This window comes from Streptomyces sp. NBC_01232, assembly GCF_035989885.1.
In the GTDB taxonomy this organism is placed as follows: domain Bacteria; phylum Actinomycetota; class Actinomycetes; order Streptomycetales; family Streptomycetaceae; genus Streptomyces.
The window spans coordinates 3,298,656-3,324,085 of record NZ_CP108518.1; the positions used below are offsets into that span (position 1 = coordinate 3,298,656).

The following is a 25,430-nucleotide window of genomic DNA, read 5'->3' on the forward strand; positions in this document are numbered from 1 at the left end:
GAGCCACGCGCGGAGCGCCGTATGAGCCGGCGCCCCCTGGTCGGCGTACTGGCCGCCAACACCATTTCCATAGCCGGGAGTTCACTCACCCTCATCGGCGTCCCGTGGTTCGTGCTCCACACCACGAACAGCGCCGGCCGGGCCGGGATCGTCGCCTTCTGCGCCACCCTGCCCGTCGTCGTGGCCGCCCTGGCCGGCGGACCGGTCATCGACCGGATCGGCCGTCGCCGGGTCTCCGCCGCCTCCGACCTGATCAGCGGCCTGTCGGTCGGCGCGATCCCGCTGCTGCACTACGCGGGCGTGCTGGAGTTCTGGATGCTGTGCGCGCTGATGGCCGTCGGCGGCCTGGTGCACACGCCGGGCCTGACCGCCCGCGCCGTGCTCCTGCCGGACCTCGCCGAGCACGCGGGCACCACCATCGCCCGGGCCGCGAGCCTCTACGACGCGGTCTCGCGCGGAGCCCGGATGATCGGGGCCGCGGTGGCGGGACTGCTCATCGCCGCGTTCGGCGCCGAGACCGTACTGCTGCTGGACGCGGCGACCTTCGGGGCGTCGGCGCTGCTGGTCACCGCCTTCCTGCGCGGTGTCCCGGCCGCCGAGCCGCAACGGGCCGCCGGGAAGGCGTCCTTCGGGGCGTACCGCGCCGAACTCGCCGAGGGCTGGGCCTTCATGACCCGCACCCGGCTGCTGCTGGGCATCACCGTGATGGTCATGATGACCAACGGGCTCGACCAGGGCTGGTCGTCCGTCCTGCTGCCGGTGCACGGCCGGGACGCCCTCGGCGGCGCCACCGCCCTCGGCCTGCTGATCTCCCTCTTCGGCGGCTTCGCGCTGCTGGGCGCCCTGCTCTACGGAATGTGGGGCGAGCGCTTCCCGCGCCGCGTGGTGTTCACCGTGGCCTTCCTGCTGTCCGGGGCGAGCCGGTACGTGGTCGCCGCCTTCACCGACACGACGCTGCCGCTCGCAGTGACGATGGCCCTGGCCGGCCTGGGCGTGGGCGTGCTCAACCCGATCCTGACCACGGTCATCTACGAGCAGGTGCCGGAGGCGCTGCGCAGCCGGGTCTCGGGCGTGACCACGGCGGGCTGCGAGCTGACCATGCCGCTGGGCGGACTCGCGGCGGGCCTGCTGGTGGACGGCTTCGGGGTGGGCACGGCGCTGCTGCTGTTCGGCGGAACGTTCTTCCTGACGACGCTCGCGCCCGCGGTCTTCCCCGCCTGGCGCGGGATGGACCCGGAGCCGGCCGTCAGCAGGACGGGGCGGGTTCTCCCCGGTTCAGCGCGCGAAGAGCGTTCACCGCATCCGTCAGCGAAGTGACGGGGACGAGCCGCAGCCCTTCGGGGAGCTCCGACTGGGCGTCCGCGCACTCGGCCTTCGGTACGAGGAACACGCTCGCCCCGTCGCGCCGCGCGGCCTGGGTCTTCAGGGCCACCCCGCCGACCGCGCCGACCTCACCGTCGGCGGTGATGGTGCCCGTACCGGCGATGCTGCGGCCGCCGGTGAGATCGCCGCCGCTGCCGTCACCGTCGAGCTTGTCGATGATGCCGAGGGAGAAGAGGAGCCCGGCGCTCGGGCCGCCCACGTCGGCGAGGTTGAGATCGACCTTCACGTCCTTGGGGTCCTTGTGGAGGAAGCCGAGGGCCGCATCGGTGGCGACCGACTGCGACTTGGCCATTTCCTCCAGGTTGTGCTTCTCGATCTCCTCATCGCTTCCGCCCGTGGAGTAGACGGCCTCCCTGGGCATGACCGCTTCATCGGTCTCGAACCAGTGCCCGATGAGCTCGTGCAGCCTCATGGACGAGGACGGGCCGGTGGCCCGGATGGTGGTCATCCGCAGCTCACCCTTGGTCTCCCGGACCGGGGCCCCGGTGACGGTGATGACCGGCTTGCCCTGGTCGGACCCCAGAACGTCGGCCGTCAGCCCCGGGATGGCGACCACGAAGGGAAGCGGCGCGAAGGCCGCGGCGACGAACAGCCCGAGCACGGGCACGGCGCAGACGGCCAGGGCGGCGGGACGCGGCAGACGTGTGAGGCGAGTGAGCACCCGCCCAATCTATCCGCCCACTCCCACCCCACCGGCCCGCCCCGCTCCTTCAGCCCCGCCGACGCCTGAGGCGCTCCTTCAGCCCCGCCGGCGTTTGAGGCGCGGGGGTCCGGGGGCAGCGCCCCCGGCCACGGCGCCGCACGCGGCAACGGCACGGCACGGCACGGCCCGGCAGCGGACCTCACGCGTGAGGACACCGCCGGGCCCGCGGCTCAGCGAAGGGCGTCGGCGACCTCGCGCGCCGCGTCGACCACCCGCGGCCCGACCCGCTCCGGCACCGCATCCGCCAGCATGACGACGCCGACGCTGCCCTCCAGCCCGGTGATGCCCACGAGCGGCGCGGCGGCGCCACTGGCGCCCGCTTCCAGCTCTCCGTGGGTCAGCGTGTACCCGGGTTCGATGAGCGAGCCCTGACGGGCGGCCAGGATGGCCCGCCCGGCGGCCCCGCGGTCCAGCGGGTGGCGGAAGCCGGCCCGGTAGGCCACGTGGTAGTCCGTCCAGGTCGGCTCCACGACGGCGACGGCCAGCGCCTCGGTGCCGTCGACGAGGGTCAGGTGCGCGGTGGCACCTATGTCCTCGGCGAGGGACCGCAGCGCGGGCAGGGCGGCCTCGCGTACGAGCGGGTGGACCTGCCGGCCCAGCCGCAGCACTCCGAGGCCGACCCGGGCCCGGCCGCCGAGGTCACGGCGGACCAGGGCGTGCTGTTCGAGGGTGGCGAGGAGCCGGTAGACCACGGTGCGGTTCACACCGAGGCGGTTGGAGAGCTCGGTGACGGTCAGACCGTGGTCGGTGTCGGCGAGCAGTTTGAGGACTCTGAGCCCTCTGTCGAGAGTCTGGGAGGTTTCCGCGGTCACGACGCCTCTCCCTCTTTCGGTGAGCGGCGGTGACTCTCGGGGCGGCACGCCGCCGGTCCCGCGGCGACGCACGGAGAGGCCGCCGGTAGCGGCCATTGCACCGGCTGCGCTCCCGCGGCGGCGCTGCCACGGTGCGTTTGTTGCGGGGACAGTAGCGAGCGGGTCCGCTCAGCGGAAGGGCTCGTCCAGAATCCGGGCGCTCACTACCTGTTTATGCCGTTTCCTGATCGGCCTCGGTGTCAATTCGTGACCTCGATTGCCACAGGACGTCTTTGCCGCCCCATTACTCTGAGCATGTTCAAAACGATGGTGATCGGCTCCAGGGGGGATGCGCGCACGCGCACCTGGGGCCGCACGAGGCCGGGAAGGGCGGGCAGACCGGGAAGGCCGAGGAGCAGGCCGCCACCGCGGGTCCGAGGCGCGAGTTCTCTCTGTACGTGGACCGCTCGGGCCGCCCGGCGGTCGACGACTGCTCGCTCGCACTGGTCCTGTGGATGCTCGACACCTTCGGCCGGGAGGCGAGCGACATCCGGGCGGAGGTCTGCGCCCCCGATTCCGAGGGCACCCGGGGCCGGCACCCCGTTGCGGCGGACGGATCCGCGGAGGTGTACTCCTTCAGCCTGGCCGACCTTGATGTCGAAAAGAACGAGGTCTTCGACCTCAAGCTTCGGATGAAGTTCGGCAAGGCGCCCCTCCCTCCCGCTTCTCGTAGCGGCGAAGCCCCGTAACGGCGGACGGGGTCCGTGCGAAACACCGCACGGACCCCGTCCCCACTCCGTATGAACTCACCGCATACGGGTGGCCCACTCCTGCACCTTCTTGATCCGCTCGCGCAGCTGCCCCGCGGTCGCCTCGGCGCTCGGCGGACCTCCGCACACCCGGCGCAGCTCCGTGTGGATCACCCCGTGCGGCTTCCCGCTCTGGTGGACGTACGCGCCCACCATCGTGTTCAGCGACTTCCGCAGTTCCAGCAGCTCCTTGTGCGAGACCACGGGCCGCCGGTCGGCCGGCAGCTCCAGCAGGTCCGCCTCCGAGTCCGGCTTGCGCCGGCTGTGCGCGATCTGCCGCGACTGCCGCTTCTGCAGCAGCATCTGCACCTGGTCCGGCTCCAGCAGCCCGGGGATGCCGAGGTAGTCCTGCTCCTCCTCGCTGCCCGGGTGCGCCTGCATGCCGAACTCGGCGCCGTCGTAGAGGACCCGGTCGAAGACCGCGTCGGACTCCAGCGCCTCGAAGGACATCTGCTCCTCGTCGCCGGTGTCCTCGTCCTCCTGCTTGTTCGCCTCGTCCATCTCCTTCTCGGACTCGGCGTACGGATCCTCCTCGCCCTGCTTCTTCGGCTTGTCGAGGACGTGGTCCCGCTCGACCTCCATCTCGTTGGCGAAGCCGAGGAGATAGGGAATGGTCGGAAGGAAGACGGACGCGGTCTCGCCGCGCCTGCGCGAACGCACGAAGCGCCCGACGGCCTGCGCGAAGAACAGCGGGGTCGAGATGGTGGTGGCGTAGACGCCGACCGCGAGGCGCGGTACGTCGACGCCCTCGGACACCATCCTGACCGCGACCATCCAGCGGCTGCCGTCCTCGCTGAACTCGTCGATCCGCTTCGAGGCGCCGGTGTCGTCGGAGAGCACCACGGTCGCCTTGGTGCCGGTGATCTCCTTCAGCAGCTTGGCGTAGGCGCGCGCCGACTCCTGGTCGGAGGCGATGACGAGGCCGCCGGCGTCCGGGATGCCCTTCCTGACCTCCGTGAGCCGCTGGTCGGCGGCCCGCAGCACGTTCGGCATCCAGTCGCCGCGCGGGTCCAGCGCCGTGCGCCAGGCCTGGGAGATGGCGTCCTTGGTCATCGGCTCGCCGAGCCGGGCGGCGATCTCGTCGCCGGCCTTGGTCCGCCAGCGCATGTTGCCGCTGTAGGAGAGGAAGATGACCGGCCGGACGACGCCGTCGCCGAGCGCGTTGCCGTAGCCGTAGGTGTAGTCGGCGGAGGACCGCCGGATCCCGTCGTTCCCCTCCTCGTACGCGACGAAGGGGATCGGGTTCGTGTCGGACCGGAAGGGCGTTCCGGTCAGCGCCAGGCGCCGGGTGGCCGGGTCGAAGGCCTCCAGGCAGGCCTCGCCCCAGGACTTCGAGTCACCGGCGTGGTGGATCTCGTCGAGGATCACGAGGGTCTTGCGCTGCTCGCAGCGGTTGCGGTGCAGCATCGGGCGCACGCCGACACCGGCATAGGTGACGGCGACCCCGTGGTAGTCCTTGCTGAGCGGTCCGGCGGAGTACTCGGGGTCGAGCCGGATGCCTATCCGGGCCGCCGCCTCCGCCCACTGCTTCTTCAGGTGCTCGGTCGGCGCGACGACGGTCACCTGCTGGACGATGTGGTGGTGCAGCAGCCACGAGGCGAGGGTGAGCGCGAAGGTGGTCTTGCCGGCGCCGGGCGTGGCGACCGCGAGGAAGTCCCGCGGCTGGCTCTGGATGTAGCGGTCGAGCGCCCCCTGCTGCCATGCACGCAGCTTGTTGGCGGTACCCCAGGGGGCACGGCCGGGGAAGGCGGGTGAGAGATGGTGGGAGGCGGTAGTAGTCACGGTCTCCGGTTCGTGCTCTCGGCGTATCTGGTACGGGTGGCAGGCAGTCGTACGTAGGACAACCGGGCCACCCTACCGGCCCGGGCCCGCCCCTCGCGGAGGGACAGGCCCGTGACCTCGGCGGGTGCGGCGAGCGTCACACCGCTTCGGTCAGCGCCCTCAGTCGGCGGGCGATCCGCGCGACTTCCGTCTCGCCTCCGGCGGCCACGTCGATGACCAGGCCGTAGGCGGCCTCCTGGTCCGCATCGCCGAGGTCGACGCCGTTCACGGCGAGGAAGGTCGCCGCGGCGAGCCAGGCGGTGCGCTTGTTCCCGTCGACCAGGGGGTGGTTCGTGGCGAGGGCGTGGAGCAGCGCGGCGGCCTGCTCGTACAGGTCCTCGTAGGCCGGAGTCCCGAACATGCGGGCCCGGGGCCGGTGCACGGCCGACTCCAGCAGCCCGGGGGCCCGCAGCTCCACGGGCTGGTCCTGTGCCAGGCAGGCGTGCCGGGCGAGGTCCAGGACCTCGGCGAGCGTGAGGTGGCGCACCGGGGCCGTGACGGCGCTCATGCGCCGAGCCGCTTCAGCAGGGGCGCGTGCCGCAGCGCGAGCCGTCCCGCCTCGGCCCCGACCCGGTCCCGCTCGGCCCGCAGCCGTGCCCGCACGGCGTCGAGCGCGAACTCCTCGGGCGTGCGGCCGGTGGCGTCGGCCAGGTCGGCCCATTGCGCCCGCTCCGCGTCGGACAACCGGATGATCAACTCGTTCATGGCGGGAACGGTAGTGCCGGCGCCGGTCCGGACGCACCCGGATTCCCGGCGCTCACACCTTCGCGGGCTCCAGCCGGGTCGCCACCCACGCGCCGACCAGCGCCACGCAGGCCATCGGCAGGAACACGGCGGCGAACGCGGCCGGGTGCGAGGCCGGGGCTCCGGAGGTCACAGCGTGCGCGGCGCCCACCGCGCCGCCCCCCAGTGCGGCGAAGGCGGCGCCCCCGCCGGCCAGCAGCACCACGTTCGCCAGCGCGTCCGAGATCTGCAGCGAGGCCGAATTGGAGCCCGCCTCCTCCGGGGCCGACAGCTGGAGCAGCAGCACGCTCGTGGAACCGATCACCAGGCCCATGCCGAGGCAGCCGACCGCCCATGCCAGCGCCAGCGTCCACACGGGCACGGACTCGATCAGCACGGCGGGCGCCGCGGCGATGGCCAGGGCCACCAGCACCATCCCGCTCACCATCAGCCGTTCCCGGTACGGCGCCATCCGCCCCTTGGACTGCACCCACGAGCCGCCCGCCCAGGTGAGCCCGCCCAGCGCGAGCGAGAACCCGGCCATCGTCGGGCTCAGCCCCCGCTGGGTGACCAGCATCAGCGGTACGAAGCTCTCCGCGGCGACGAACGACCCGGCGGCCACCCCGCGCAGCAGCACCACGGACGGCAGCCCGCGCCGCGCCAGGTAGGTCCCGCGCGGCAGCAGCCCCAGCACGGCGGGCACCAGCAGGACCGCGCCCGCGATGCCCGGCACCAGCGACAGCCACCGCAGGTCCTGGGCGGCGTACTGGAGCAGCCCCGCCCCCACCGAGATGCCGAAGGCGAGCCGGATCCGCCGCCGGTCGAAGGCCATGGGCGGGGCGTCGGCGTCGACGGGTCCGGACGCGGTGCGCCGTATCGCGGGGAGCGCCACCACGAGGGGGACCACGACCAGCGCCGGTATCCCGAGGAAGACCCACCGCCACCCGAGGTGCTCGGTGACGGTCCCGGAGGCCAGCGGCCCGACGATCGAGGGCACCACCCAGCTGGCGGCGAAGGCCGCCATGATCGCGGGCCGCAGCCGCTCCTCGTAGGCCCGGCTGACGACGACGTAGAGGGCGACGATGACCAGCCCGCCGCCGAAGCCCTGCACGGCCCGGCCGAGCACGAACACCCACATGGCTCCGGCCGTCCCGGAGATCACGAGCCCGGAGGCGAAGGCGCCGATCCCGATGGTCAGCGGCCGCAGCGGCCCCTGCCGGTCGGCCCACTGGCCGGCCAGGACCATGCCGAAGAGGCTGGTCGTGAAGTAGGCGGAGAAGGCGAAGGCGTAGAGCCCGATCCCCTCCAGCTCGCGCGCGGCGACGGGCATGGCCGTGCCGACGGCGGTGGCCTCGAAGGCGATGAGGAAGACGACGGAGATGATCCCGATGCTGAGCGTCCGGTACGCGGGCCCGAGGATCCCGCCCCGGGGCGGGGGCGGGATCGGTGCGGTTCTCTGGGGCACGCGGGGTTCAAGGGCGCTCATCGCCCCAGAGTAAGGTGCGTAGCCCTGCATCGACCCTGTCTTTTAGACGGATCCGGCTCTCGTCCCGAAGTCCTAGGTCGCCGGACTGTGAACGCGGCATGGCAGTCGCATTGCACGGCCGCCGAACCCCTTCCCGCCCCCCGCGGGCCCCCCGTACGGTCGTGCACATCACCACCTCACAGCCGTGTGCCCGAGTGGTTGAGGGACTCGCCTGCAAAGCGGGTTACGCCGGTTCGAATCCGGTCACGGCTTCGCGGCGGGCCGCTCAGGGGCAGGCGCACCCTTGAGCGGCCTTCGCCTTTCCCGGCTCAGGCACCGCAGCCGGTCTGCTCCCTGGCGAAGTCGAGGTACTTCTTCATGAGCCCCGCGAACAAGGGGCGGCGTTCCTCCTGCTTGATCTGCTCCGTCGAGCCGTCGAGCCACAGCTTGAGCTCGAAGGGATCGGCGGGGCCGTTGCAGGAGAGGAAGATCGCGGCACCGCTGTCCCACAGCTTGCTGTTCTCGGCGAAGGCAAGCGGCTCCGGTTTCTGCTCGTCGACCGCAGGAGCCCAGAAGAAGTGCTGCCCGTGCGGCAACCGCTCCGCCGAGGCGAAGAAGCGGGTCTTCCCGTCCACATAGATGTTGCAGATCGCGCTCTTCCGGCCGGCGCTCAGACGAACGTCGGCCGGCCCGTCCACCTGCACCTTCTCGCCCGTGCCCATGAAGGGCGCGAGCTCCGTCGGCGTGAAGGCCCCGAAGCAGGTGGAAGCGGGCAGCTCGGGCGCAGCCGACGTCTTGCCTTCGGAGCAGCCGGCGAGCAGTGCTGCCCCCATGGCGACGGTGACGACCACACGAGGGGTGCGGGGACGGAACATCAGGATCCTCCGTTCATGGTGGCCACCAGGTCCCGGCCGACCGAGTAGGCGTTCGCCGTCTCCGTTGACGCGACACCGGCGTAGGAGTCGATGGTCCGCTCGGACAATCCGGATCCGCGGGCTGCGATCCGGACCGAGGCCGCGGCCGAGTCGGACGCGCCGGTCTGCGCGCGCACGTACTCCTCGCCCGCCTTCTGGTTGCTGTCCTCGACCTTCTTCGCCGCGTCCTTCTGGGCCCCCTCGACCACGCTCTCCGTGATGTCCTCCTGAAGCCATTCGACGACGTCGCCGGCCAACGGCACCAGTTCGAGGTACTTGCCGCCCGCCGCGGTGATACCGCGGTTGACCCACTTGGCGTTGTCCTCGACGCCCTTGACGTACTCCTCCTGCTTGTGGGCGTTCTCGCCGAACGTGCCCTCAGCACGGGCCTCGGACAGCATGCCGGCGATCTGTCCGCCGGGGTGCACCGCGACCTTGACGGCCGCATCGACGTCGTCGTACTCGCCCCGGTGGTCGAACACGTCGTTGACCAGTGCTGTGGTGAAGGTGCGCTGGGCGGTGGTCATCGCACCGTAGGCGTCCGGATCCTGGCCCACCGCGCCGATGAACCGAGCCATGCCGGCCTTGTCGAACTCGGCCATCTCGCCGTTGGCCTTGATCGTCCCGCTGCCGTTCTCCGCGGCGGCCTGCATGTCCGGCATGTACTCGGCCGCCATCTGGCCGAAGTGCCCGGACAGCCCGTTCAGCGGCCCGTCCGGTTCCTTCGGGTCCGCGTCGACCAGCTCCGGCTTGTCGCCGATCTTCTCGACGACCCGTTCCATGACGGCCGCCATCTCCTTGGTGTGTGCCACCGGCGGGGAATCCTCGTCGCCGGGGCTCCGGTGCGAGACCGCCGCCATCAGGGCATCGCCGACGGCCTGCTGGGCCGGGTGCAGCTCACCGGTCCGCGAGATGTCGAAGCTGTCCATGTACGGCTTCTTGTCGAGCATGTAGTCGACCATGCCCTGATCCTTGCCGTGCTGCCCCGAGACCGGCTTGTCGTCCTTCGTGACGATGCCGTCCTTGTTGCTGTCCTCGCGGACCGGCTCGTTGAAGAAGGCCGTCGCGGCGTCCGGGTTGTTGCCCAGCGCCTCCATCAGGCCGGTCAGCGGGTAGAAGCCGCGGCCGTCCTTGCCCTGGCTGAGGACCGACTCCAGTCCGTACGGGGTGTGGAACTCCCAGGCCCGCGGGTCCTTGCGGTCCATGGCGACCATGTCCCGGCCGACGGAGGTGAGGAACTCCGTGTCGTACTTCCCCTCGCGCAGCAGCGCCCCCAGGGCCTGGTAGCCGTAGATCTGCTGCACGCCGCCGTAGACGGCCATCTCCTTGCGGCCCGCCTTCATCAGCTGGGTGGTCCAGGTCGCGTCGAGGTGGTTCGGGACGTCCTTGTGCGTCGCGAGGCCGAGCATCGCGCCCATGTCGCTCTGGATGTTCGCGACCATCAGCGCGCGGTCCTTGCCGGGCACGCCCAGACCGGTCGCGTCGAGGGACATCTTGGAGTACATCTCCAACGTGCCCTCGGCGCCGATCGTCCGGTAGAAGCCCGTGGAGAACTCCGGGTCCGTGCGGTTGTCGTCGAGCAGTTCCTCCAGCTCGCGCAGCGCCTCGACATTGCGGGCCGTGCCGCCCTCGCCGGTGACCTTCTTCATCAGATCGGCGGCTCGGGAGGCCTGTTCGGCATCGAGGGTGGTGAACTTCGGTCCACTGAAGTCGTGTTCGTCGGCGACGTTCGCCTGGAGGACCCGGACCAGGGAGTCATCGGCGTCCTGGGCGTCCTCGACCGCCCGGTTGATCCGGGTCTGCCACGCGTTGCGGGCCGCGTTCAGGGTCGCCTGGTAGTCGGGGTCGTGCCGGGCCGCGTTCCGCTCGCCCTCGGTGGGCAGCGGGATGGCGGTGACCCGCCCGTCCGCATCGACCTTGAAGCCGGCCGCCGGGGCCTCGGCGGCGAGCTTCTTCAGCTCGTCCTGGGCGGCCTTGAACGTCGCGTGCGCGTCGGCGAGGACCTGGCGCATGCCCTTGGCGGCCTTGGCCGCGTCCTCGAACTCCTTGGCCGTCTTGTCGACGAACCCGCGCGCCACTCCTGCGGTGACCCCGCTCCACTCGGCCTTGTCGGACTTCGCCTTCATGCCGTTGCGAGCGGCCTCGGCCATCTCGTCCAGCTTGCCGGCCATCGCCGTCCAGTCGGTGACGGCGCTCTGGAGCTTGCCCAGGGGCGCGTTCATCACGTTCTCGTACGTCAGCATGAAGGCGCCTACTTGAGGTATTTGTCTATCGCGGATGCGGTGAAGTCCGCATGGAGCTGCTGCTCGTCCTTGGCGTGGGAGGAGAGCGAGTAGTTCAACCCGTTGGAGATGTTGGCGCAGGCGGCCACGAGGGTCTTCACCTGGCTCTCCCACGCACTGCTGGCCTTGAGCAGCGCCGCCCCGCTCGCGAAGCCCTCCTTGGTGAGGGCCCCGGCCGCCTCGGCGGTGGCGGTGGCGGCGTGCTTGCCGTCGGTCTGCAGGCGCGTGTGCAGCTTGTACGCCTCGGACCCGATCGCCCCGATGTGGTCCTGATTGAGCTCGAGGTCACCGCCACCGCCACCACCACCGCCGGGGTCGGTGGGCACCTGATTGAGGCGCATGGTGACATTGGCGGAGGCCGAGGCGCGAGCCGCCGACCATTCCTCGTCGAACGACATTGCGTGCACTCCCGGATTGTCAGTAGGTCAACGGTTGCGGCGTACGACGACCACGGTCACGGCCCCACCGATCAGCACGCAGGCTCCCAGACCAAGGGCGATCCAGGGAAGCACACTGCCGCTCTTCTTCTCCTCGGCCTGGGCGGCGGGCTTGGACGCGGCCGCGTCGGGGGCCTTGGCGTCCGCGGACGCGGAGGGCTTGCTGGCCCCGTCCGCCGCTGCGAGATCGGGCAGCGGATAGACGTCGGCCGGCCCGGGGTCGCCGGGGGTCTGCAGCGCGACGCGGGGGCGGACGATGCCGTAGCCGATGTAGTCGTTGCGCTCGACGCCGTCGACGGGCTTACCGGCGGTGTTCAGGAGGACGCGGAGGACCTGGTTGTTGGTCCACTCGGGGTGGGCGGACCAGATGAGGGCGGCGGAGGCGGAGGCGAGGGCGGATGCGTCGCTGGTGCCATGGTTCTTGCAGAGCCCCGTCTTGCCCGCGCAGGCAGTCACCATGTCGATGCCCGGGGCAGACATGTCAATCTGCGGACCGTGCTGCGACTCCTTGGTCGCGCCCCCATTGGTGTCTGTCGCTCCGACACCCACCACGCCGGGGGTCGCGGCCGGATAGAGGATCGCATTGGTCGTATCACCGTCATTGCCAGCGCCAGCAAAGATCAGCTTTCCCTTGGAGAGCGCGTACCTTACCGCTTCCCGCCGGGCTTGATCATCTTCGGCTGTACCGTCCAAGGCCAGAGAGATATTGATGATCTTGGCATCGGAGTCTGCCGCATACCGAATGGCAGCCACCCAAGACGGGGTCTTCCGGCTCTCCTCGTTCGGAACACGAATGGGGAGAATTTTGGCGCCGTGCGCCAAACCAAACGATCCATCGCCGCTGGGGTGCTTTCCCGAACCAGCGATCAGCGCAGCCATCGTCGTGCCGTGGTTGTCGTAGTCGGAACGCTCGTCACCGTCATACGACGTAGCGAAATCCTTCCCCGGAAGGACCTGGCCATCGAGTTCCGGAATCTTGGCCACGCCTGTGTCGATGATCGCGACTGTGACGCCCTTGCCCGTGCTGACCTTCCAGATGTCGTCGGCCTTCATGGCGTCGAGATGCCATTGCTGCGATCGAATGGTGTCTGCATGGGCAGGGGTCGCGGCGACCCCTGCCAGCAGCAGACCCACCAATGCCGAGGTCGCCTTACGCATGCGCATCCCGTGCAACGTCCGTTCTGCTCAGTCGACTACAGGCGGAACAACACGACGGTTGCCCTGCCAGGTCTCTTCGTCCTCGGCCAGGTAATCGGGGCGTTCGCCACCCTGGTCGTTCCGTCGCCTACCAGGAGTCTGCGTGCCTGCGCCCGCGTGACCCATGGAACCTATGCCGCTGCCACCAGCGCCGTTACGCACGAGGCCCGAACCACCCTGGGTGAACGGCTGACCACCCGAGACTGGACGACCAACCGCACCGGCCTGACGCCCTCCGACGACGCCTCCCGGCTCCGAAGCCAGTCGGCGTCCGGCAGAGAGAGCTCCCTGGCTGCTGTGGGCACCACCGCCACCGTGGCCCATGCCGCCGCCCCCCATGGGACGGCCCGCCTGGGAGCCTTCACCGATGACGGTGCCGCGCGGGATACCCGCGCTGGGGCCGGGGGAGGTCACCGGGCGGCCGCCCATGATGCCGACGTCACGCGGGGGCAGGCCTTGCATGCCGCCGACCTTGCCAAGAGGACCGGTCGTGCCCGGGGCAGAGATGCCGGGGCCGAAGACGCCAGGGAGGCCCGGCCCCTTCACCCCGCTGATCGGCGGTACTGCGATAGGAGGCGCGAAGGGGGTGAGGGGAGGACTGCCGGGCCCTGTGGGCGACGGGCTACCGGGCGTCGCCGTCACCGGAGGCAGTGTCTGATTCGGAGGCAGCGTGCCCACCGTGTCGAGGTCCACCTCTACGTCACGGTCAGGAGTCACCGGCGCAGGCGCGGTGTTGCTCGGCTGCGGCGGCTGCCCCGGAGCCCAGCCAAGCTCGTTCGAAGGACCGGTAGTGCCGCCATGTGTCGACGACGCATACGAGGGGCTTGTTGCGTAACTCCCTGTTCCTGGACTTCCTCCCGCCCGGGCCATGTCCGATGTGCCATCGACCTGCTTTGGCAACAGCACCGCCGGCGGCGGCGGGAACGTCGGGATCGGCGCCTTGTCCATTTCAACGGACGACTGCTGGTACGACTGCGCCAGGTTCGTCATCAGCCGGACCGCCTCGCGGTGGTCCGCGTCCAGCGTCGTCTGGGCCTCTGCGCGGACCGCCGCCGCGTCCGGGTCGTTGTGGTGCTTGAGGGCCGCTGCGAGGTTCTTGGTCGCGGTCGCGTCCACCGCGGTCATCTTCGTGGCCTCGGTCATCGTCTGGACGACCGAGCCCATCCACTCCCCGCCCTTGGCGCTGTACTCGCCCAGGCGCAGCGTCGCGTTGCCCGCGCGGCCCACCCACTCCTGGAAGGCCTCGGCTCCCTCGCCCTCCCAGCCGGACACACGGTGTCGCTTGAGCGCCTCGCCGATTTTCTTGATGTCCTCGGCGGCCTTCTTCAGCTGATCGGCCCGTGCCTGGACCGAGGCCGGGTCCAGCGACGCGCTCATGTCCCGCATCTGCTGGTGCGTGAAGCCTTCGAAATCCGTTGCCATCAGTAGGTACCCACCGACGTGCTGGGCGTCGGAGTCGTGGGCGCCGCCAGGCGGCGCTGTTCCTCCGGCCACGGGTCGCGGTCCAACACGTATTCCTTCTTCGCTTCCTTGGCGATGGCCACCATGCGCCGCTTGGTCTCCTCGTCCACGCCGCCGTAGCCTTTGCCCGCCGTCTGAACCGCGATGCCCAGGGCCTCGATCTGCTGCGCCAGTCCCTTTGAGAGCTTCTGCAGTTCCGTGACGACCGTGTCGTACGACTTGAAGAGTGCGTCGACCTCCGCGAAGCCCTTACCGAGCTTGGCGGCCGAGAGCTTGCCGTCCGCCAGCTTCTTGTGGTCCGCGTCGGATCCGGTGAGGTCGTCCAGCAGGGTGTCCACCATGCGCTTGTACTCGCTCAGCGAGTCGAACTCGACCGACAGCGCCTTCGCATGCGCCGTCCCGAACATTCCCGGCTCGATCTGCACTGCCACGTTGGCCTCCCCGACTCCCCGTCTCCCCGCGGTCGCGGCGCTCGCGCCGCTCCCCGTCCCCGTTCGCATCCGCGTGCGCACCTACGCATCCACCCGGAGCGATCACTCTAGCGATCGGCACCGACAGGCCCAAGCCCGGGTTGCACGTGCAATGTGGGTCACACGGTCACGAGTTGGGCGCACCCACCGCCGCCGACGGCCTGATCGGCAGGCGGTTCACCGGGCGGCCCGTGGCCGCGCGGACCGCCGAGGCGATCGCCGCCGGGGTCGTCACCACCGGGACCGCGCTCGCCGCCTTCGCTCCGAAGGGGGCCACCACGTCGCGTTCCTCGACCAGTTTGACGATCCGGACCGCCGGGGCGTCGAGCGCCGTCGGCAGGGCGTACCCCGTCAGGTCCGGGTGGCGGACCAGGCCGGCGACCGTGCGGAGGTTCTCCGTCAGGGCCGCGCCCACGCCCTGGGTGACGCCCGCCTCGATACGGGCCTCCAGCTGACGGGGGTTCAGGATGCGGCCCACGTCCTGGGCGACCGCGAGTTCCACGACCCGTACCGAGCCCAGTTCGATGTCCACGTCCACCACCGCGCGGATCGCGCAGAAGGCGAGGCCCACGAACGCGTCGCCCTGGCCGTCCGCGTCCAGGGGTTCCGTCGGGTGGGGGCGGCACTGGGCCGTCGCCCAGAGTTCCTTGCCCGCCATCGCCTCCCCGACCGACATCGAGAAAGCACCGTCGTACGACGTGATGCGGCCGTCCTGGATCTGCAGCAGCTCCGTGGACATGCCCAGCTTGTGGGCCATCGGCTGGAGGAGCTGGGTGCGGACCATCTTGGCCGCCCGTTCCACCGCGCCGCCGGACACCCACGTGTGGCGGCCGTGCGCCGACGGGCCGGCCGGCGGCTGGTCGGTGTCCACCGGGGCCATGGTGACCTCGTCGACGCCCAGGATCTCCTGGACGATCTGGCGGGCCAGCGTGGCGAAGCCCTGGCCGGTGTCGACGGCCGCGCAGATGACCGTCGCCGCGCCGCCCACCACCTTCACCGTGGCGGTGGAGACCTCGTCGGTCCCCTCCGCGCCGAGCATGTGGACCATGCCGACGCCGTAGCCCACCCCGCGCCGTACCGCGCCGGGCTCGCCCGCGCCCTCGGGGCCGCCCGGCAGCAGCCACTCGTCCTCGGGGGCGTCCTTCGGCAGGGCGGGCAGTTCGAAGTCGCGGACCGCGCGCAGCAGTTCGGCCACCGGGGCAGGGCAGGTCACCGTCTGGCCGGTGGGCAGCAGGTCGCCCGTCGCCAGGACGTTGCGCATGCGCAGCTCGGCCCCGTCGATGCCGAGGGCCGCCGCGAGCTTGTCCATCTGGCCCTCGTACGCGGCGCACACCTGCATGGCGCCCTCACCGCGGACGTGGCCCGACGGCGGGTTGTTGGTGCGTACCGCCCAGCCCTCGACGAAGGCGTGCGGGACGACGTACGGGCCGCAGGCGAAGGCCACCGCCGCGGCCAGGGACTCCGAGGAGGCGTCCGCGTACGCGCCCGCGTCCATCAGGATCTGCGCCTCGACCTTGACCAGCCGGCCCTCCGCGTCCGCGTGGTGGCGGTAGCGCAGCAGGGTCGGGTGGCGGTGGGTGTGGCCGAGGAAGGACTCCTCGCGGGTGGCGGCCAGCTTCACCGGGCAGCCGGTGCGCAGGGCGAGCAGCCCGAGCGGGAGCTGGAACGCCGCGTCCTCGCGGTCGGCCGTGGCGCCCGGCACGCCGGTGACGACCACGCGTACGCGGTCCGGTTCCAGCCCGAAGCAGGCGGCGGCCAGGTCGCGGTCGGTGTGCGGGTCGGTGGAGGCGGTGTAGAGCTCGACGCCGCCGTCGGGGCGCGGTACGGCCAGTCCGGCCTCGGCGCCGATGGGGGCGGGGTCCTGGCGGCCGATCCGGTACAGGCCCTCGACGACGACCTCGCCGGTGGCCTCCGGGTCGCCGTAGCGCAGCGGGATGTGCCGGATCAGGTTGCCGTCGGGGTGCAGGGCGGGGGCGCCGAAGGACTGCTCGGGGTCGGTGACCGGGTCGAGGAGTTCGTACTCGACGGCGATCGCGGCCGCGGCGAGGCGTGCCGTGTCCGGGTGGTCGGCGGCCACGGCGGCGATGGCCTCGCCGTGGTGGCGTACGACGTCGTGCGCGAAGACCGGCCGGTCGGCGATCCGGCGGCCGTGCGTGGTGGCACCGGGCACGTCGGCGTGGGTGACGACGGCACGCACGCCGGGCATCTCGGCGGCGGCCGTGGTGTCGATGGAGAGGATCCGGGCGTGGGCGTGCGGGGAACGCAGCACGGCGGCCCACAGGAGGCCCTCGGCCCACAGGTCGGCGGCGTAGGGGAAGGTGCCCTCGGCCTTGGCGCGGGCGTCCGCGGCCGGGACGGAGACCCCGATTCCGCGCGGCACCTGCGGCTCGGAGGCCTCGGAGGCGGGGGCGGCCATGGCCGTCACCGTGGGGTTCACCGTTGTCGTCGCGGTCGCCGCGTCCTGCCCGCTCACGCCGTGCCTCCGTGGTGGATGCCGCCCTCGCCGGGCGCTGCCTGGTGCGGGATGCGAGGCTCCGGTGCGCCCGCGCTCGGGGCTGCCGCCGGGTCCGCGGCCGCCGCCTCGCGCTCGGCCACGACCTCGCGCACGGCGTCGACGACCCCGGCGTAGCCGGAGCAGCGGCAGAGGTTGCCGCACAGGGCCTGACGGGTCTCCAGCTCGCTGGGGGCGTGATTGCCCTCCAGCAGGTCGTGGATGGTCATGGCCATGCCGGGGATGCAGAACCCGCACTGCACCCCGCCCGACCTGCACAACGCCTGCTGTACGTCCGAGAGTTCCCCGTTCGTCGCAAGCCCCTCGACGGTGCGGACCTCGCTGCCGGCGGCCGTCGCGGCCGGTACCAGGCAGGAGGCGACGAGCCGGCCGTCGACCTGCACGGCGCAGGCGCCGCATTCGCCCTGCGAGCAGCCGTCCTTGGCGCCGGCGAGGCCGAGGCGCTCGCGCAGCACGTACAGCAGGGACTCTCCGATCCAGGCGCCGGTGACGGGGCGGTCGGCGCCGTTGACGCGCAGGACGTAGGAGGCCGACGGGTGCTCGTGATGGGCGACGGCCCCGGCGTCCGCTTCTTCCTCGTACGCCTCCACCTCGGCCGGGAGACCTTCGGTGGTGCCCTCGTCCGGGATTCCACCGGCATGGTCGGCGGTGTCCGCGTCCGGCGTGCGGCCGGCCGGCGGCTCCTGCGCGGCCGGCTCGTCCCCGGCCGCGGGGTGGGAGACCGCCGGGCCGTGCTCGCCGCTCGCCGGGGCGGGCTCCGGAGCGCCCGGCTCCCCCTGGTGCGCGGCGTCGTGCGCGGCCTCGCGCCCACCCTCGGGACCGGCTTCGTACCCACCCTCGGGACCGGCTCCGTGCCCGTCCTCGGGACCGGCTTCGCGCAGTGCCGCGGGACCGGGCTCCGGCGCGTGGCCGAAGGCCGCGAAGCCGTGTCCGTCGGTGCCCGGGGGCTGCGCGGGTCCGGCGGCCGGCGCCTGCGCGCGCACCCCGCCGAAGAGATCCAGGTCACCGGGAGCCACCGGCTTCGCGGCGGCGGGCTCCGGAGCCTGCTCCGCGTACCCCGCGTAGTCACCCTGCCCGGCGTACTCGCCCTGGCCGGTGTACTCGCCCTGCCCCGCGTGCCCCGTGTGCTCCGCGTGGTCGGCGCCCCTGGCGCCCTCGGCCGGCTCCGCCGCCGGGCCGTGCGCGGCCTCGATGTCGTGCGGGGCCTGGTGGACCGGCTCGCCCTCGGGCAGGGGGGTACCCACACCGGGGCCGCCCAGCACGCGCGGACCACGGCCCGCGGCGCCCACTCCGGGCCCGCCGAGCAGCCGCCCGGCGGCGTGCGCGGTCGCGGCGGCGGCGGCCGAAGCGGCCGCGGCCTCGTCCGTACCGGGCAGCACACCGGCGCCGTGACCGGCACCGGCACCGTGCCCGGCGACGCCCGCGCCCGTGTCCCCGGCCGGCTGCTGCGTCAGGTACGCCCACGGCGCCGCGGCGCCGCCCGGCAGCGTTGCCGGGGCCTGGCTCCAGTCGGCGTCCAGTCCGCCCGGCCGGTAGTCGTTCGGCTGTTCCGGGTACTCGGTGAACTCGGGCACGGCCCACTGGCCGGTCGCCGAAGACACCGCCCCGGGCTCGTGCGCCGCCTCCGGGAACCGCCACTCGGCGGTCGCGCTCGGGTCGGGCTGCTGCTCCGGCTCCGCCTCGGCGAACGCCGCCGCGACCGACGCCGGGATCGGGACCGACGCCGGGATCGGCCCGCCCACCGGACCGGTCCCCGGGCCCTGTCCCGCACCCGGACCGTGCCCCGCACCCGCCTGGCCGGCCTGGCCCGTGCCGCCCGCCTCCGGCCACTGCACCGGGATGGTCCATGTGCCGGTGGCCGCCGGATCCGTACTGGCCGAGCCGAGCGGCACGATCATCGGCGGCGGCACGTAGCCGTGCCCGGGCGCCGCGAGCGGCTCCCCGGTGCCGAGCGCGTCCAGCATGTCCTGCGGCAGTTTCACGAAGGCCGTGGCGTCCGAGTCGTACTCGCCGCCCTGCGGGACCGGTTCCCAGCCCCAGCCCGCCGTGCCGTTCCCCTGGGTCACGTTCTCGTTCTCGTTCTCGCTCATGAGGTCAGCGCCCTCCCCAGGGCCCTGCGCGCCAGCACGGCCACCGTCCGCCGCAGATGCAGTACTCCCGGAGCCACCGGTTCGCCCTGGTCGGGCACGCAGGCGGCCGCGACGTACTCGCCGAAGGCCTCCAGCGCCTCGGGGGCCAGGCTCCGCTCGCCGTCCCAGTCGATCAGCGAGGCCACCCACTGCTCGGCCTCCAGCGGCCGCAGCGGCATCGGGGCGACCGCGCCGATGGCGCAGCGCACGCCCCGGCGCGCGGGATCGAGGACGAGCCCCACGGATGCCACGGCACGCCCCGGCCCGGTACGGCCCGTGGCCTTCAGGAACACCTGCGGCGCGTGCAGCAGCGGCACCCGCACGAAGCCGATCAGCTCGCCGGGCCGCAGCATCTCCCGGCCGGCCAGCAGGTACGACACCGGGATCTCCCGCTGCCCGCCCGGGCCGACGATGACGAGTACGGCCTCCAGCGCGGCCAGCACGGGCAGTGCGTCACCCGTGGGCGCGGCGGTGGCGATGTTCCCGCCGAGGGTGCCGGCGTTGCGGATCTGCGGGGGGCCGGCGGCACGGGCCGCGGCCGCCAGGGCGGGGATCAGAGCAGCGAAATCCGGCCGTCCCATCCGGGCGTGGGTGAGGCCCGCGCCGAGCAGCGCGTGGCCGTCCTGGTACTGCCAGCCGCGGATCTCGTTGATCCGGCCGAGGCCCACCAGTGCGGCGGGCCGCAGCAGCCCGGCGTTGACAGCGGCCATCAGGTCGGTGCCGCCCGCGACCGGCACGGCGGCGGGCATGGCGGTGAGCGCCGCCACGGCCTCGTCGAGCGAGGCCGGCAGCGTCACGGACTGCGCCGCCTGCGGGCCCTGCGGCCCCTGAGGTGAATCCAGTGCGTGCGGTGCGTGCGTGGTCAACCCAGCTGCCCCTTCCCGATGTCCCGGTTCCGGCGCTCACGCCTGTTCCGCCGTACGGTACGTGCTCACCGCCGGGACGTGGCAACTCTGGCACATCTTCCGGGCCGCCCGGCGCGAGGGTCCGCCCGCTGCGGCCGCCTCCGCGCGTGGTGCCCCGTACGGGGTGTACGGCCCTGTCGCACCGCCTTCGGCAGCCCTGCTCCCCGATTGCCCGATTTTCCCTGTATCGGGGGAAATTGAGGCAGAGTTCCGGTCCCGTTCCCTTTCGGTTCGGGTGCGCGCCGTCACCCCCGTGTCACACGTTCGGGGGCGCGCCCTCGATCGGGCGTCCCAGCACCCCGGGCCTCCGCTGCCGCGGCAACGGGCCGCCCGGCGGCCGGTAATCGACCCCCTGGGCGTCCAACCGCGCGTAGTGCGCGGCCATCCGGCCCTCGAACCACGCGAAGTCGCGCTCCCCCGGCACCGGCTGCCACGACCACACCACCTCGGCGAAGGCCGCGAGCCTCGGGAACACCTGGTAGTCGACCCGGTCCCGGTTCTCCATCACCTCGGTCCAGACGTTGGCCTGCGCGCCCAGCACGTGGGCGGCGGCCTCCGCCGACAGCTTCGGCGGCACCGGTTCGAAGCGGTAGACGTCCTCCAGCGAACGCACGTACCCGATGGGCATCGGCTCGTCCGCGCCGCCCGCCTGCCGGTGGTCCAGGTACACCTGCCGCTCCGGGCACATGACCACGTCGTGCCCGGCCTCGGCGGCGGCGATGCCGCCCTCGTAGCCGCGCCACGAGGACACCGCGGCGCCGTCCGCGAGCCCGCCCTCCAGGATCTCGTCCCAGCCGATCAGCCGCCGGCCCCGCTCTGCGAGCCAGCCGTCGAAGTGCCGGATGAACCAGGACTGCAGCCCGTCCTCCCCGTCCACGCCCAGCTCGCGGATCCGCTCCTGGGCGACCGCGGAGGCCTTCCACTGCGTCTTGGGGCATTCGTCCCCGCCCACGTGTACGAAGGGCGAGACCTCCGCCGGGAACAGTTCCAGCAGCTCCTCGAAGACCCCCTCGTAGAACCGCAGCACGGCCTCGGTGGGCGCGAGCACGTTCTCGGTGATCCCCCAGTCGTCCCACACGCCGAGCGCCGCGGTGTCGACGACGTCGGTGTTGCCCAGCTCCGGGTACGCGGCGATCGCGGCCTGCGAATGCCCCGGTACGTCGATCTCCGGGACCACCCGGACGTGCCGCTCGGCGGCGTAGGCGACGATCTCGCGGATGTCGTCCTGGGTGTAGTACCCGCCGTGCGGGGTCTCGTTCCACAGCGGCGAGGCCCGGTGGCCCCACCGGCTGCGCGGCCGCCACCCGCCGACCTCGGTGAGCCGCGGGTGGCGCTTGATCTCGATCCGCCAGCCCTGGTCGTCTGTGAGGTGCAGGTGCAGGACGTTGAGCTTGTGGGCGGCGAGCAGGTCGATGTAGCGCAGCACGCCGTCCTTGGGCATGAAGTGCCGGGCCACGTCCAGCATCATCCCGCGCCAGCCGAACCGCGGGCCGTCCACGACTGCGGCGTACGGCAGGCTCCACGTGCGGCCCGGCAGCGGCGCCCTGCGGTACGCGTCGGGTCCGAGCAGCTGACGCAGCGTCTGCGCACCCCAGAACAGGCCGGCCGCGCTCGCGCCGGTCAGCTCCGCCCCGTCCGGGCCGATGTCGATGCGGTACGACTCCGGCCCGCGGTCCCACGCGCCGTCCGGGTCGATACGCAGCCGCAGCTCGGCGGTGACGCCGGCCGCGGCGGCGGGCAGCTCCCAGCCGGTGGCGGCCCCCAGCTCGCGTCGCAGCCAGCGCGCGACCGTCCCGGTGCCCGGACCGGCGTCCAGGACCGGCTGCGGCCCGAACGCGAAGCGGCGCCCGTCCTCGTCGAGAAGTGCGACCCGGGGTGCGGGGATCAGGTCCATGCGTGAGCCCTTCACGACTGCGTGCGCCTGTTGCGTCCTGCGCAACGCTCGTTCCGCAGGGCGCTCGTCGCGCCGACCCTAACGCGCCGTGCGGGCACGGCAAAGACCCCCGGACGCGCGAGGGCGCGCCGGGGGTCTCGGTCCTGCGGAAGAGAGGGGGCCGGGGGCCGGACTACTTGTCCTTGCCGCCCTTGTCCTTGTCCCCACCGGGGCCCATGGACTCGTAGATCTCCTTGCACATGGGGCAGACCGGGTACTTCTTCGGGTCCCGGCCCGGTACCCAGACCTTGCCGCAGAGCGCGACGACGGGGGTCCCGTCGAGCGCGCTCGCCATGATCTTGTCCTTCTGGACGTAGTGGGCGAAGCGCTCGTGGTCGCCGTCACCGTGCGACACCTGCGGCGTCGGCTCTACGAGGGTCCCCGTGCCAGTCCCGCGCTCGGGCTCAAGAGTGCTCATGGACCCAGGGTACTTAACCCCGCGCCAGTCAGTTGAGCGACGGGTCGTCCGGATAGGTGGCGACCATCGCGAGGTCACTGCGCTGGCGGCGCAGCACCGCCCGCCAGAGCCGCTCCGGGTCCGGGAAGGACACGTCCCCGGGCTCCGACTCCACCACGTACCAGGCGCCCTCGCCGAGCTCGGCCTCCAGCTGACCCGGCCCCCAGCCGGAGTAACCCGCGAAGATCCGCAGGGCCCCCAGGGCCGCCGCGAGCAGCTCCGGCGGCGCCTCCAGGTCGACCAGTCCGATCGCCCCGTACACCCGGCGCCAGCCGAGCGGACCCTCCTCGCCCGGGATCACCGCGATGCCCAGGGCCGAGTCCATCGCCACCGGCCCGCCCTGGAAGACCACACCGGGGGTGCCGGCCAGCGGAGCCCAGGGCAGCAGGACGTCGCCGACGCCCACGGGGGTCGGCCGGTTGAGGACCACGCCGAGGGAGCCCTGCTCGTCGTGATCGAGCAGGAGCACGACCGCGCGGTCGAAATTCGGGTCCGCGAGGGCGGGGGTGGCAACGAGCAGCCGCCCTGTGAGGGAGGACACCTCGGTCATGCCGCCATGATCCCGCACATTCGCCGATTCCGGAGGGCGGGCGGAAAGATCGGATCGACCGCAGCTCAGGGCGCACGGGAGCAGCGAGGAGCGCGCACGGAAACCGCAGGCGGAACGCAACGCTCCGCCATGTGGTGGATACGGAGGGTGTTGTGCCGAATTCATGACAGTCCTACGGCCACGTCGGCCTTACGAACAAGGGGGTGGTGGCCCTTACCCTTTTCCCTGGCCCCCTGCCCTCCCTCCCCCTGGCTGCCGCCGGGGGGACCCCACTCCGGAACGCGAGATTCATGACCGGCATCAGTGACGATGTACTGCTTGTCCACGGCGGTACCCCGCTCGAGGGCGAGATCCGTGTCCGCGGTGCGAAGAACCTCGTGCCCAAGGCCATGGTCGCCGCTCTGCTCGGCAGCGAACCCAGTCGGCTGCGCAACGTTCCCGACATCCGTGACGTGCGCGTCGTCCGCGGGCTGCTCCAGCTGCACGGGGTGACGGTCCGTCCCGGCGAGGAGCCGGGCGAGCTCGTCCTCGACCCCACCCATGTCGAGAGCGCGAACGTCGCCGACATCGACGCCCACGCGGGTTCCTCCCGCATCCCGATCCTGTTCTGCGGCCCGCTGCTGCACCGCCTCGGCCACGCCTTCATCCCGGGCCTGGGCGGCTGCGACATCGGCGGCCGGCCGATCGACTTCCACTTCGACGTGCTCCGCCAGTTCGGCGCGACCATCGAGAAGCGCGAGGGCGGGCAGTACCTGGAAGCCCCGCAGCGCCTGCGCGGCTGCAAGATCCGCCTCCCCTACCCGTCGGTCGGCTCGACCGAGCAGGTGCTGCTGACGGCCGTCCTGGCCGAGGGCGTCACCGAGCTCAGCAACGCCGCGGTGGAGCCGGAGATCGAGGACCTCATCTGCGTCCTGCAGAAGATGGGCGCGATCATCTCCGTCGACACCGACCGGACCATCCGGATCACCGGCGTCGACCGCCTCGGCGGCTACAACCACAAGGCCCTCCCGGACCGCCTGGAAGCCGCCTCCTGGGCTTCCGCGGCCCTCGCCACCGGCGGCAACATCTACGTGCGCGGCGCCCAGCAGCGCTCGATGATGACGTTCCTGAACACCTTCCGCCGCGTCGGCGGGGCGTTCGAGATCGACGACGACGGCATCCGCTTCTGGCACCCGGGCGGCCCGCTCAAGGCCATCGCACTGGAGACGGACGTCCACCCCGGCTTCCAGACGGACTGGCAGCAGCCGCTCGTCGTGGCCCTGACGCAGGCCTCCGGCCTGTCGATCGTCCACGAGACGGTCTACGAGTCGCGGCTCGGCTTCACCTCGGCGCTCAACCAGATGGGTGCTCACATCCAGCTGTACCGCGAGTGCCTGGGCGGCAGCGCCTGCCGCTTCGGCCAGCGCAACTTCCTGCACTCGGCGGTCGTCTCCGGCCCCACCAAGCTGCAGGGCGCCGACCTGGTCATCCCCGACCTGCGCGGCGGGTTCTCGTACCTGATCGCGGCGCTGGCCGCCGAGGGCACCTCGCGGGTCCACGGCATCGACCTGATCAACCGCGGCTACGAGAACTTCATGGAGAAGCTCGTGGAACTCGGCGCGAAGGTCGAACTGCCGGGCGGCGAGCTCGTCTGAGCCACCGTACGGCCGCATCCCACGGCCGTGGCGCGCACGTCGTGCCGTGCACGCAGAAGCCCCCCGGGCCCCGCACAGGGCCCGGGGGGCTTCCTCGTCCCCGGGGGCCATCTCGTGGCCGCCGGCGGCCCGGTGGGGCATGCCAGGGGCATACCGGAGGCATTACGGGGGCTGCCGCGGGCCCACCAGGGCCCCGGCAGGGCCCTGACGGCCCCTCACAGGGCCTTCCGGGCCTGCCGGGCACGCCCGGGACCCGCGCCGGCCCGCCGGGCCCACGGGTCGCGTCCCGCCCGTGTCCGGCCCTGCCCGCCCTCGCCCCGTCCGCGCCCCGTCCGCGGCCGGCCCGCGCCCCGCCCGTACCCGGCCCCGGACAGACCGAAGGGCGGCCACCCCGCCCGGGGGTGACCGCCCATCGTCGTTCTGCGTACTACTGCCGTTCCAGAGGCCTGTGCGGCCTCCGGCGCCGGGGCAGGACTACTTGCCCTTGGCGGCTTCCTTGAGCTTGGAGCCCGCGGAGACCTTCACGCTGTAGCCGGCCGGGATCTGGATGGGGTCGCCGGTCTGCGGGTTGCGCGCGGTGCGAGCGGCACGGTGGGTGCGCTCGAAGGTCAGGAAGCCGGGGATGGTGACCTTCTCGTCGCCCTTGGCGACAATCTCGCCGACGGTCTCGGCGAGCGCGGCCAGAACGGCGTCGGCGTCCTTGCGGGTCACCTCGGCGCGCTCGGACAGAGCGGCCACCAGCTCACTGCGGTTCATGTTGTACTCCCGTGTTCAACTTGCCTTAGAGGCGTGAGATCGAAGCCGATGCTGCCAGGGCCCTAGGACAGTCCCCGGACCCGGGTCTGAACGTCAGA

Annotated in this window: 22 protein-coding genes and 1 tRNA gene; 4 read left to right on the forward strand and 19 right to left on the reverse strand. The window is 72.2% G+C overall.

What is annotated here, in order from left to right; genetic code table 11:
• Nucleotides 1-21 precede the first annotated feature (21 nt).
• Nucleotides 22-1,317, forward strand: a complete 1,296-nt coding sequence (locus OG444_RS15290; RefSeq protein ID WP_327262703.1) for an MFS transporter — start codon at nucleotides 22-24, stop codon at nucleotides 1,315-1,317.
• On the opposite strand, the gene OG444_RS15295 is transcribed toward OG444_RS15290, so the two are convergent.
• Together OG444_RS15295 and OG444_RS15300 are read right to left on the reverse strand one after the other, a co-directional pair.
• Nucleotides 1,247-2,044 (reverse strand): S16 family serine protease, encoded by a 798-nt coding sequence (locus OG444_RS15295; protein ID WP_327262704.1) that lies wholly within the window; start codon nucleotides 2,042-2,044, stop codon nucleotides 1,247-1,249. The two genes, OG444_RS15290 and OG444_RS15295, sit on opposite strands and share 71 nt — an antisense overlap.
• 212 nt (nucleotides 2,045-2,256) lie before the next feature.
• Nucleotides 2,257-2,898, reverse strand: a complete 642-nt coding sequence (locus tag OG444_RS15300) for an IclR family transcriptional regulator (protein WP_007264382.1) — start codon at nucleotides 2,896-2,898, stop codon at nucleotides 2,257-2,259.
• A gap of 437 nt (nucleotides 2,899-3,335) precedes the next feature.
• Here OG444_RS15300 and OG444_RS15305 point away from each other — a divergent pair, with 437 nt between their 5' ends.
• On the forward strand, nucleotides 3,336-3,626 hold the full coding sequence (locus tag OG444_RS15305; RefSeq protein ID WP_327262705.1) for a hypothetical protein: 291 nt from the start codon (nucleotides 3,336-3,338) through the stop codon (nucleotides 3,624-3,626).
• A gap of 57 nt (nucleotides 3,627-3,683) precedes the next feature.
• On the opposite strand, the gene OG444_RS15310 is transcribed toward OG444_RS15305, so the two are convergent.
• The 4 genes from OG444_RS15310 to OG444_RS15325 form a co-directional block, all read right to left on the reverse strand.
• On the reverse strand, nucleotides 3,684-5,468 hold the full coding sequence (locus OG444_RS15310; protein ID WP_327262706.1) for a DEAD/DEAH box helicase: 1,785 nt from the start codon (nucleotides 5,466-5,468) through the stop codon (nucleotides 3,684-3,686).
• A 136-nt stretch (nucleotides 5,469-5,604) separates the two neighbouring features.
• Nucleotides 5,605-6,015, reverse strand: a complete 411-nt coding sequence (locus tag OG444_RS15315; RefSeq protein ID WP_327262707.1) for a type II toxin-antitoxin system death-on-curing family toxin — start codon at nucleotides 6,013-6,015, stop codon at nucleotides 5,605-5,607.
• Nucleotides 6,012-6,212, reverse strand: a complete 201-nt coding sequence (locus tag OG444_RS15320) for a hypothetical protein (RefSeq protein ID WP_327262708.1) — start codon at nucleotides 6,210-6,212, stop codon at nucleotides 6,012-6,014. The genes OG444_RS15315 and OG444_RS15320 overlap by 4 nt, the downstream gene beginning before the upstream one ends.
• A 52-nt stretch (nucleotides 6,213-6,264) precedes the next feature.
• Nucleotides 6,265-7,716, reverse strand: a complete 1,452-nt coding sequence (locus OG444_RS15325) for an MFS transporter (RefSeq protein ID WP_327262709.1) — start codon at nucleotides 7,714-7,716, stop codon at nucleotides 6,265-6,267.
• A 180-nt stretch (nucleotides 7,717-7,896) separates the two neighbouring features.
• On the opposite strand from OG444_RS15325, the gene OG444_RS15330 reads away from it, so the two are divergent.
• Nucleotides 7,897-7,968, forward strand: a tRNA-Cys gene (locus tag OG444_RS15330).
• 56 nt (nucleotides 7,969-8,024) lie between these two features.
• On the opposite strand, the gene OG444_RS15335 is transcribed toward OG444_RS15330, so the two are convergent.
• From OG444_RS15335 to OG444_RS15390, 12 genes are all read right to left on the reverse strand, one after another.
• Nucleotides 8,025-8,570 carry a hypothetical protein gene (locus OG444_RS15335; RefSeq protein ID WP_327262710.1) on the reverse strand — a complete coding sequence of 182 codons (546 nt, stop codon included), beginning with the start codon at nucleotides 8,568-8,570 and terminating at the stop codon, nucleotides 8,025-8,027.
• A complete protein-coding gene (locus OG444_RS15340) occupies nucleotides 8,570-10,852 on the reverse strand; it encodes a hypothetical protein (protein ID WP_327262711.1) in 2,283 nt (760 codons plus the stop codon). Before OG444_RS15340 ends, OG444_RS15335 begins: the two co-directional genes overlap by 1 nt.
• An 8-nt stretch (nucleotides 10,853-10,860) precedes the next feature.
• Nucleotides 10,861-11,289, reverse strand: a complete 429-nt coding sequence (locus OG444_RS15345) for a hypothetical protein (RefSeq protein ID WP_327266791.1) — start codon at nucleotides 11,287-11,289, stop codon at nucleotides 10,861-10,863.
• Nucleotides 11,290-11,316: 27 nt separating this feature from the next.
• On the reverse strand, nucleotides 11,317-12,492 hold the full coding sequence (mycP, locus tag OG444_RS15350; RefSeq protein ID WP_327262712.1) for a type VII secretion-associated serine protease mycosin: 1,176 nt from the start codon (nucleotides 12,490-12,492) through the stop codon (nucleotides 11,317-11,319).
• 21 nt (nucleotides 12,493-12,513) lie between these two features.
• Nucleotides 12,514-13,947 carry a WXG100 family type VII secretion target gene (locus tag OG444_RS15355; RefSeq protein ID WP_327262713.1) on the reverse strand — a complete coding sequence of 478 codons (1,434 nt, stop codon included), beginning with the start codon at nucleotides 13,945-13,947 and terminating at the stop codon, nucleotides 12,514-12,516.
• Nucleotides 13,947-14,417 carry a hypothetical protein gene (locus OG444_RS15360; protein WP_327262714.1) on the reverse strand — a complete coding sequence of 157 codons (471 nt, stop codon included), beginning with the start codon at nucleotides 14,415-14,417 and terminating at the stop codon, nucleotides 13,947-13,949. Before OG444_RS15360 ends, OG444_RS15355 begins: the two co-directional genes overlap by 1 nt.
• A 166-nt stretch (nucleotides 14,418-14,583) precedes the next feature.
• On the reverse strand, nucleotides 14,584-16,872 hold the full coding sequence (locus tag OG444_RS15365; RefSeq protein ID WP_327266792.1) for a xanthine dehydrogenase family protein molybdopterin-binding subunit: 2,289 nt from the start codon (nucleotides 16,870-16,872) through the stop codon (nucleotides 14,584-14,586).
• Between the two features lie 53 nt (nucleotides 16,873-16,925).
• Nucleotides 16,926-19,058, reverse strand: a complete 2,133-nt coding sequence (locus OG444_RS15370; RefSeq protein WP_327262715.1) for a 2Fe-2S iron-sulfur cluster-binding protein — start codon at nucleotides 19,056-19,058, stop codon at nucleotides 16,926-16,928.
• The gene (locus OG444_RS15375) at nucleotides 19,055-19,939 is read right to left on the reverse strand and encodes an FAD binding domain-containing protein (protein WP_327266793.1); all 885 of its coding nucleotides are present in this window, start codon (nucleotides 19,937-19,939) and stop codon (nucleotides 19,055-19,057) included. The genes OG444_RS15370 and OG444_RS15375 overlap by 4 nt, the downstream gene beginning before the upstream one ends.
• 319 nt (nucleotides 19,940-20,258) lie before the next feature.
• Entirely contained in the window at nucleotides 20,259-21,896 is a 1,638-nt protein-coding gene (locus tag OG444_RS15380; protein WP_327262716.1) for a beta-N-acetylhexosaminidase, read from the reverse strand.
• 172 nt (nucleotides 21,897-22,068) lie between these two features.
• Nucleotides 22,069-22,353 carry a DUF3039 domain-containing protein gene (locus OG444_RS15385; protein ID WP_030010729.1) on the reverse strand — a complete coding sequence of 95 codons (285 nt, stop codon included), beginning with the start codon at nucleotides 22,351-22,353 and terminating at the stop codon, nucleotides 22,069-22,071.
• A gap of 28 nt (nucleotides 22,354-22,381) precedes the next feature.
• Nucleotides 22,382-22,942: a YqgE/AlgH family protein gene (locus tag OG444_RS15390; RefSeq protein ID WP_327262717.1), complete on the reverse strand. Its 561-nt coding sequence runs from the start codon at nucleotides 22,940-22,942 to the stop codon at nucleotides 22,382-22,384.
• Nucleotides 22,943-23,232: 290 nt separating this feature from the next.
• Here OG444_RS15390 and murA point away from each other — a divergent pair, with 290 nt between their 5' ends.
• A complete protein-coding gene (gene murA, locus OG444_RS15395) occupies nucleotides 23,233-24,576 on the forward strand; it encodes a UDP-N-acetylglucosamine 1-carboxyvinyltransferase (protein ID WP_202201366.1) in 1,344 nt (447 codons plus the stop codon).
• A gap of 474 nt (nucleotides 24,577-25,050) precedes the next feature.
• Here the strand turns inward: murA and OG444_RS15400 are convergent, their stop codons facing one another.
• On the reverse strand, nucleotides 25,051-25,332 hold the full coding sequence (locus OG444_RS15400) for an HU family DNA-binding protein (protein ID WP_007264399.1): 282 nt from the start codon (nucleotides 25,330-25,332) through the stop codon (nucleotides 25,051-25,053).
• Nucleotides 25,333-25,430 lie beyond the last annotated feature (98 nt).

What these genes read in the sequence shown, in the direction of transcription:
- OG444_RS15290 (WP_327262703.1), top strand. Translation starts at nt 22, where the DNA reads ATGAGCCGGCGCCCCCTGGTCGGCGTACTGGCCGCCAACACCATTTCC.
- OG444_RS15315 (WP_327262707.1), bottom strand. Translation starts at nt 6,015, where the DNA reads ATGAGCGCCGTCACGGCCCCGGTGCGCCACCTCACGCTCGCCGAGGTC.
- OG444_RS15320 (WP_327262708.1), bottom strand. Translation starts at nt 6,212, where the DNA reads ATGAACGAGTTGATCATCCGGTTGTCCGACGCGGAGCGGGCGCAATGG.
- OG444_RS15325 (WP_327262709.1), bottom strand. Translation starts at nt 7,716, where the DNA reads ATGAGCGCCCTTGAACCCCGCGTGCCCCAGAGAACCGCACCGATCCCG.
- OG444_RS15335 (WP_327262710.1), bottom strand. Translation starts at nt 8,570, where the DNA reads ATGTTCCGTCCCCGCACCCCTCGTGTGGTCGTCACCGTCGCCATGGGG.
- OG444_RS15340 (WP_327262711.1), bottom strand. Translation starts at nt 10,852, where the DNA reads ATGCTGACGTACGAGAACGTGATGAACGCGCCCCTGGGCAAGCTCCAG.
- OG444_RS15345 (WP_327266791.1), bottom strand. Translation starts at nt 11,289, where the DNA reads ATGTCGTTCGACGAGGAATGGTCGGCGGCTCGCGCCTCGGCCTCCGCC.
- mycP (WP_327262712.1), bottom strand. Translation starts at nt 12,492, where the DNA reads ATGCGCATGCGTAAGGCGACCTCGGCATTGGTGGGTCTGCTGCTGGCA.
- OG444_RS15355 (WP_327262713.1), bottom strand. Translation starts at nt 13,947, where the DNA reads ATGGCAACGGATTTCGAAGGCTTCACGCACCAGCAGATGCGGGACATG.
- OG444_RS15365 (WP_327266792.1), bottom strand. Translation starts at nt 16,872, where the DNA reads ATGGCCGCCCCCGCCTCCGAGGCCTCCGAGCCGCAGGTGCCGCGCGGA.
- OG444_RS15370 (WP_327262715.1), bottom strand. Translation starts at nt 19,058, where the DNA reads ATGAGCGAGAACGAGAACGAGAACGTGACCCAGGGGAACGGCACGGCG.
- OG444_RS15380 (WP_327262716.1), bottom strand. Translation starts at nt 21,896, where the DNA reads ATGGACCTGATCCCCGCACCCCGGGTCGCACTTCTCGACGAGGACGGG.
- OG444_RS15385 (WP_030010729.1), bottom strand. Translation starts at nt 22,353, where the DNA reads ATGAGCACTCTTGAGCCCGAGCGCGGGACTGGCACGGGGACCCTCGTA.
- OG444_RS15390 (WP_327262717.1), bottom strand. Translation starts at nt 22,942, where the DNA reads ATGACCGAGGTGTCCTCCCTCACAGGGCGGCTGCTCGTTGCCACCCCC.
- murA (WP_202201366.1), top strand. Translation starts at nt 23,233, where the DNA reads ATGACCGGCATCAGTGACGATGTACTGCTTGTCCACGGCGGTACCCCG.
- OG444_RS15400 (WP_007264399.1), bottom strand. Translation starts at nt 25,332, where the DNA reads ATGAACCGCAGTGAGCTGGTGGCCGCTCTGTCCGAGCGCGCCGAGGTG.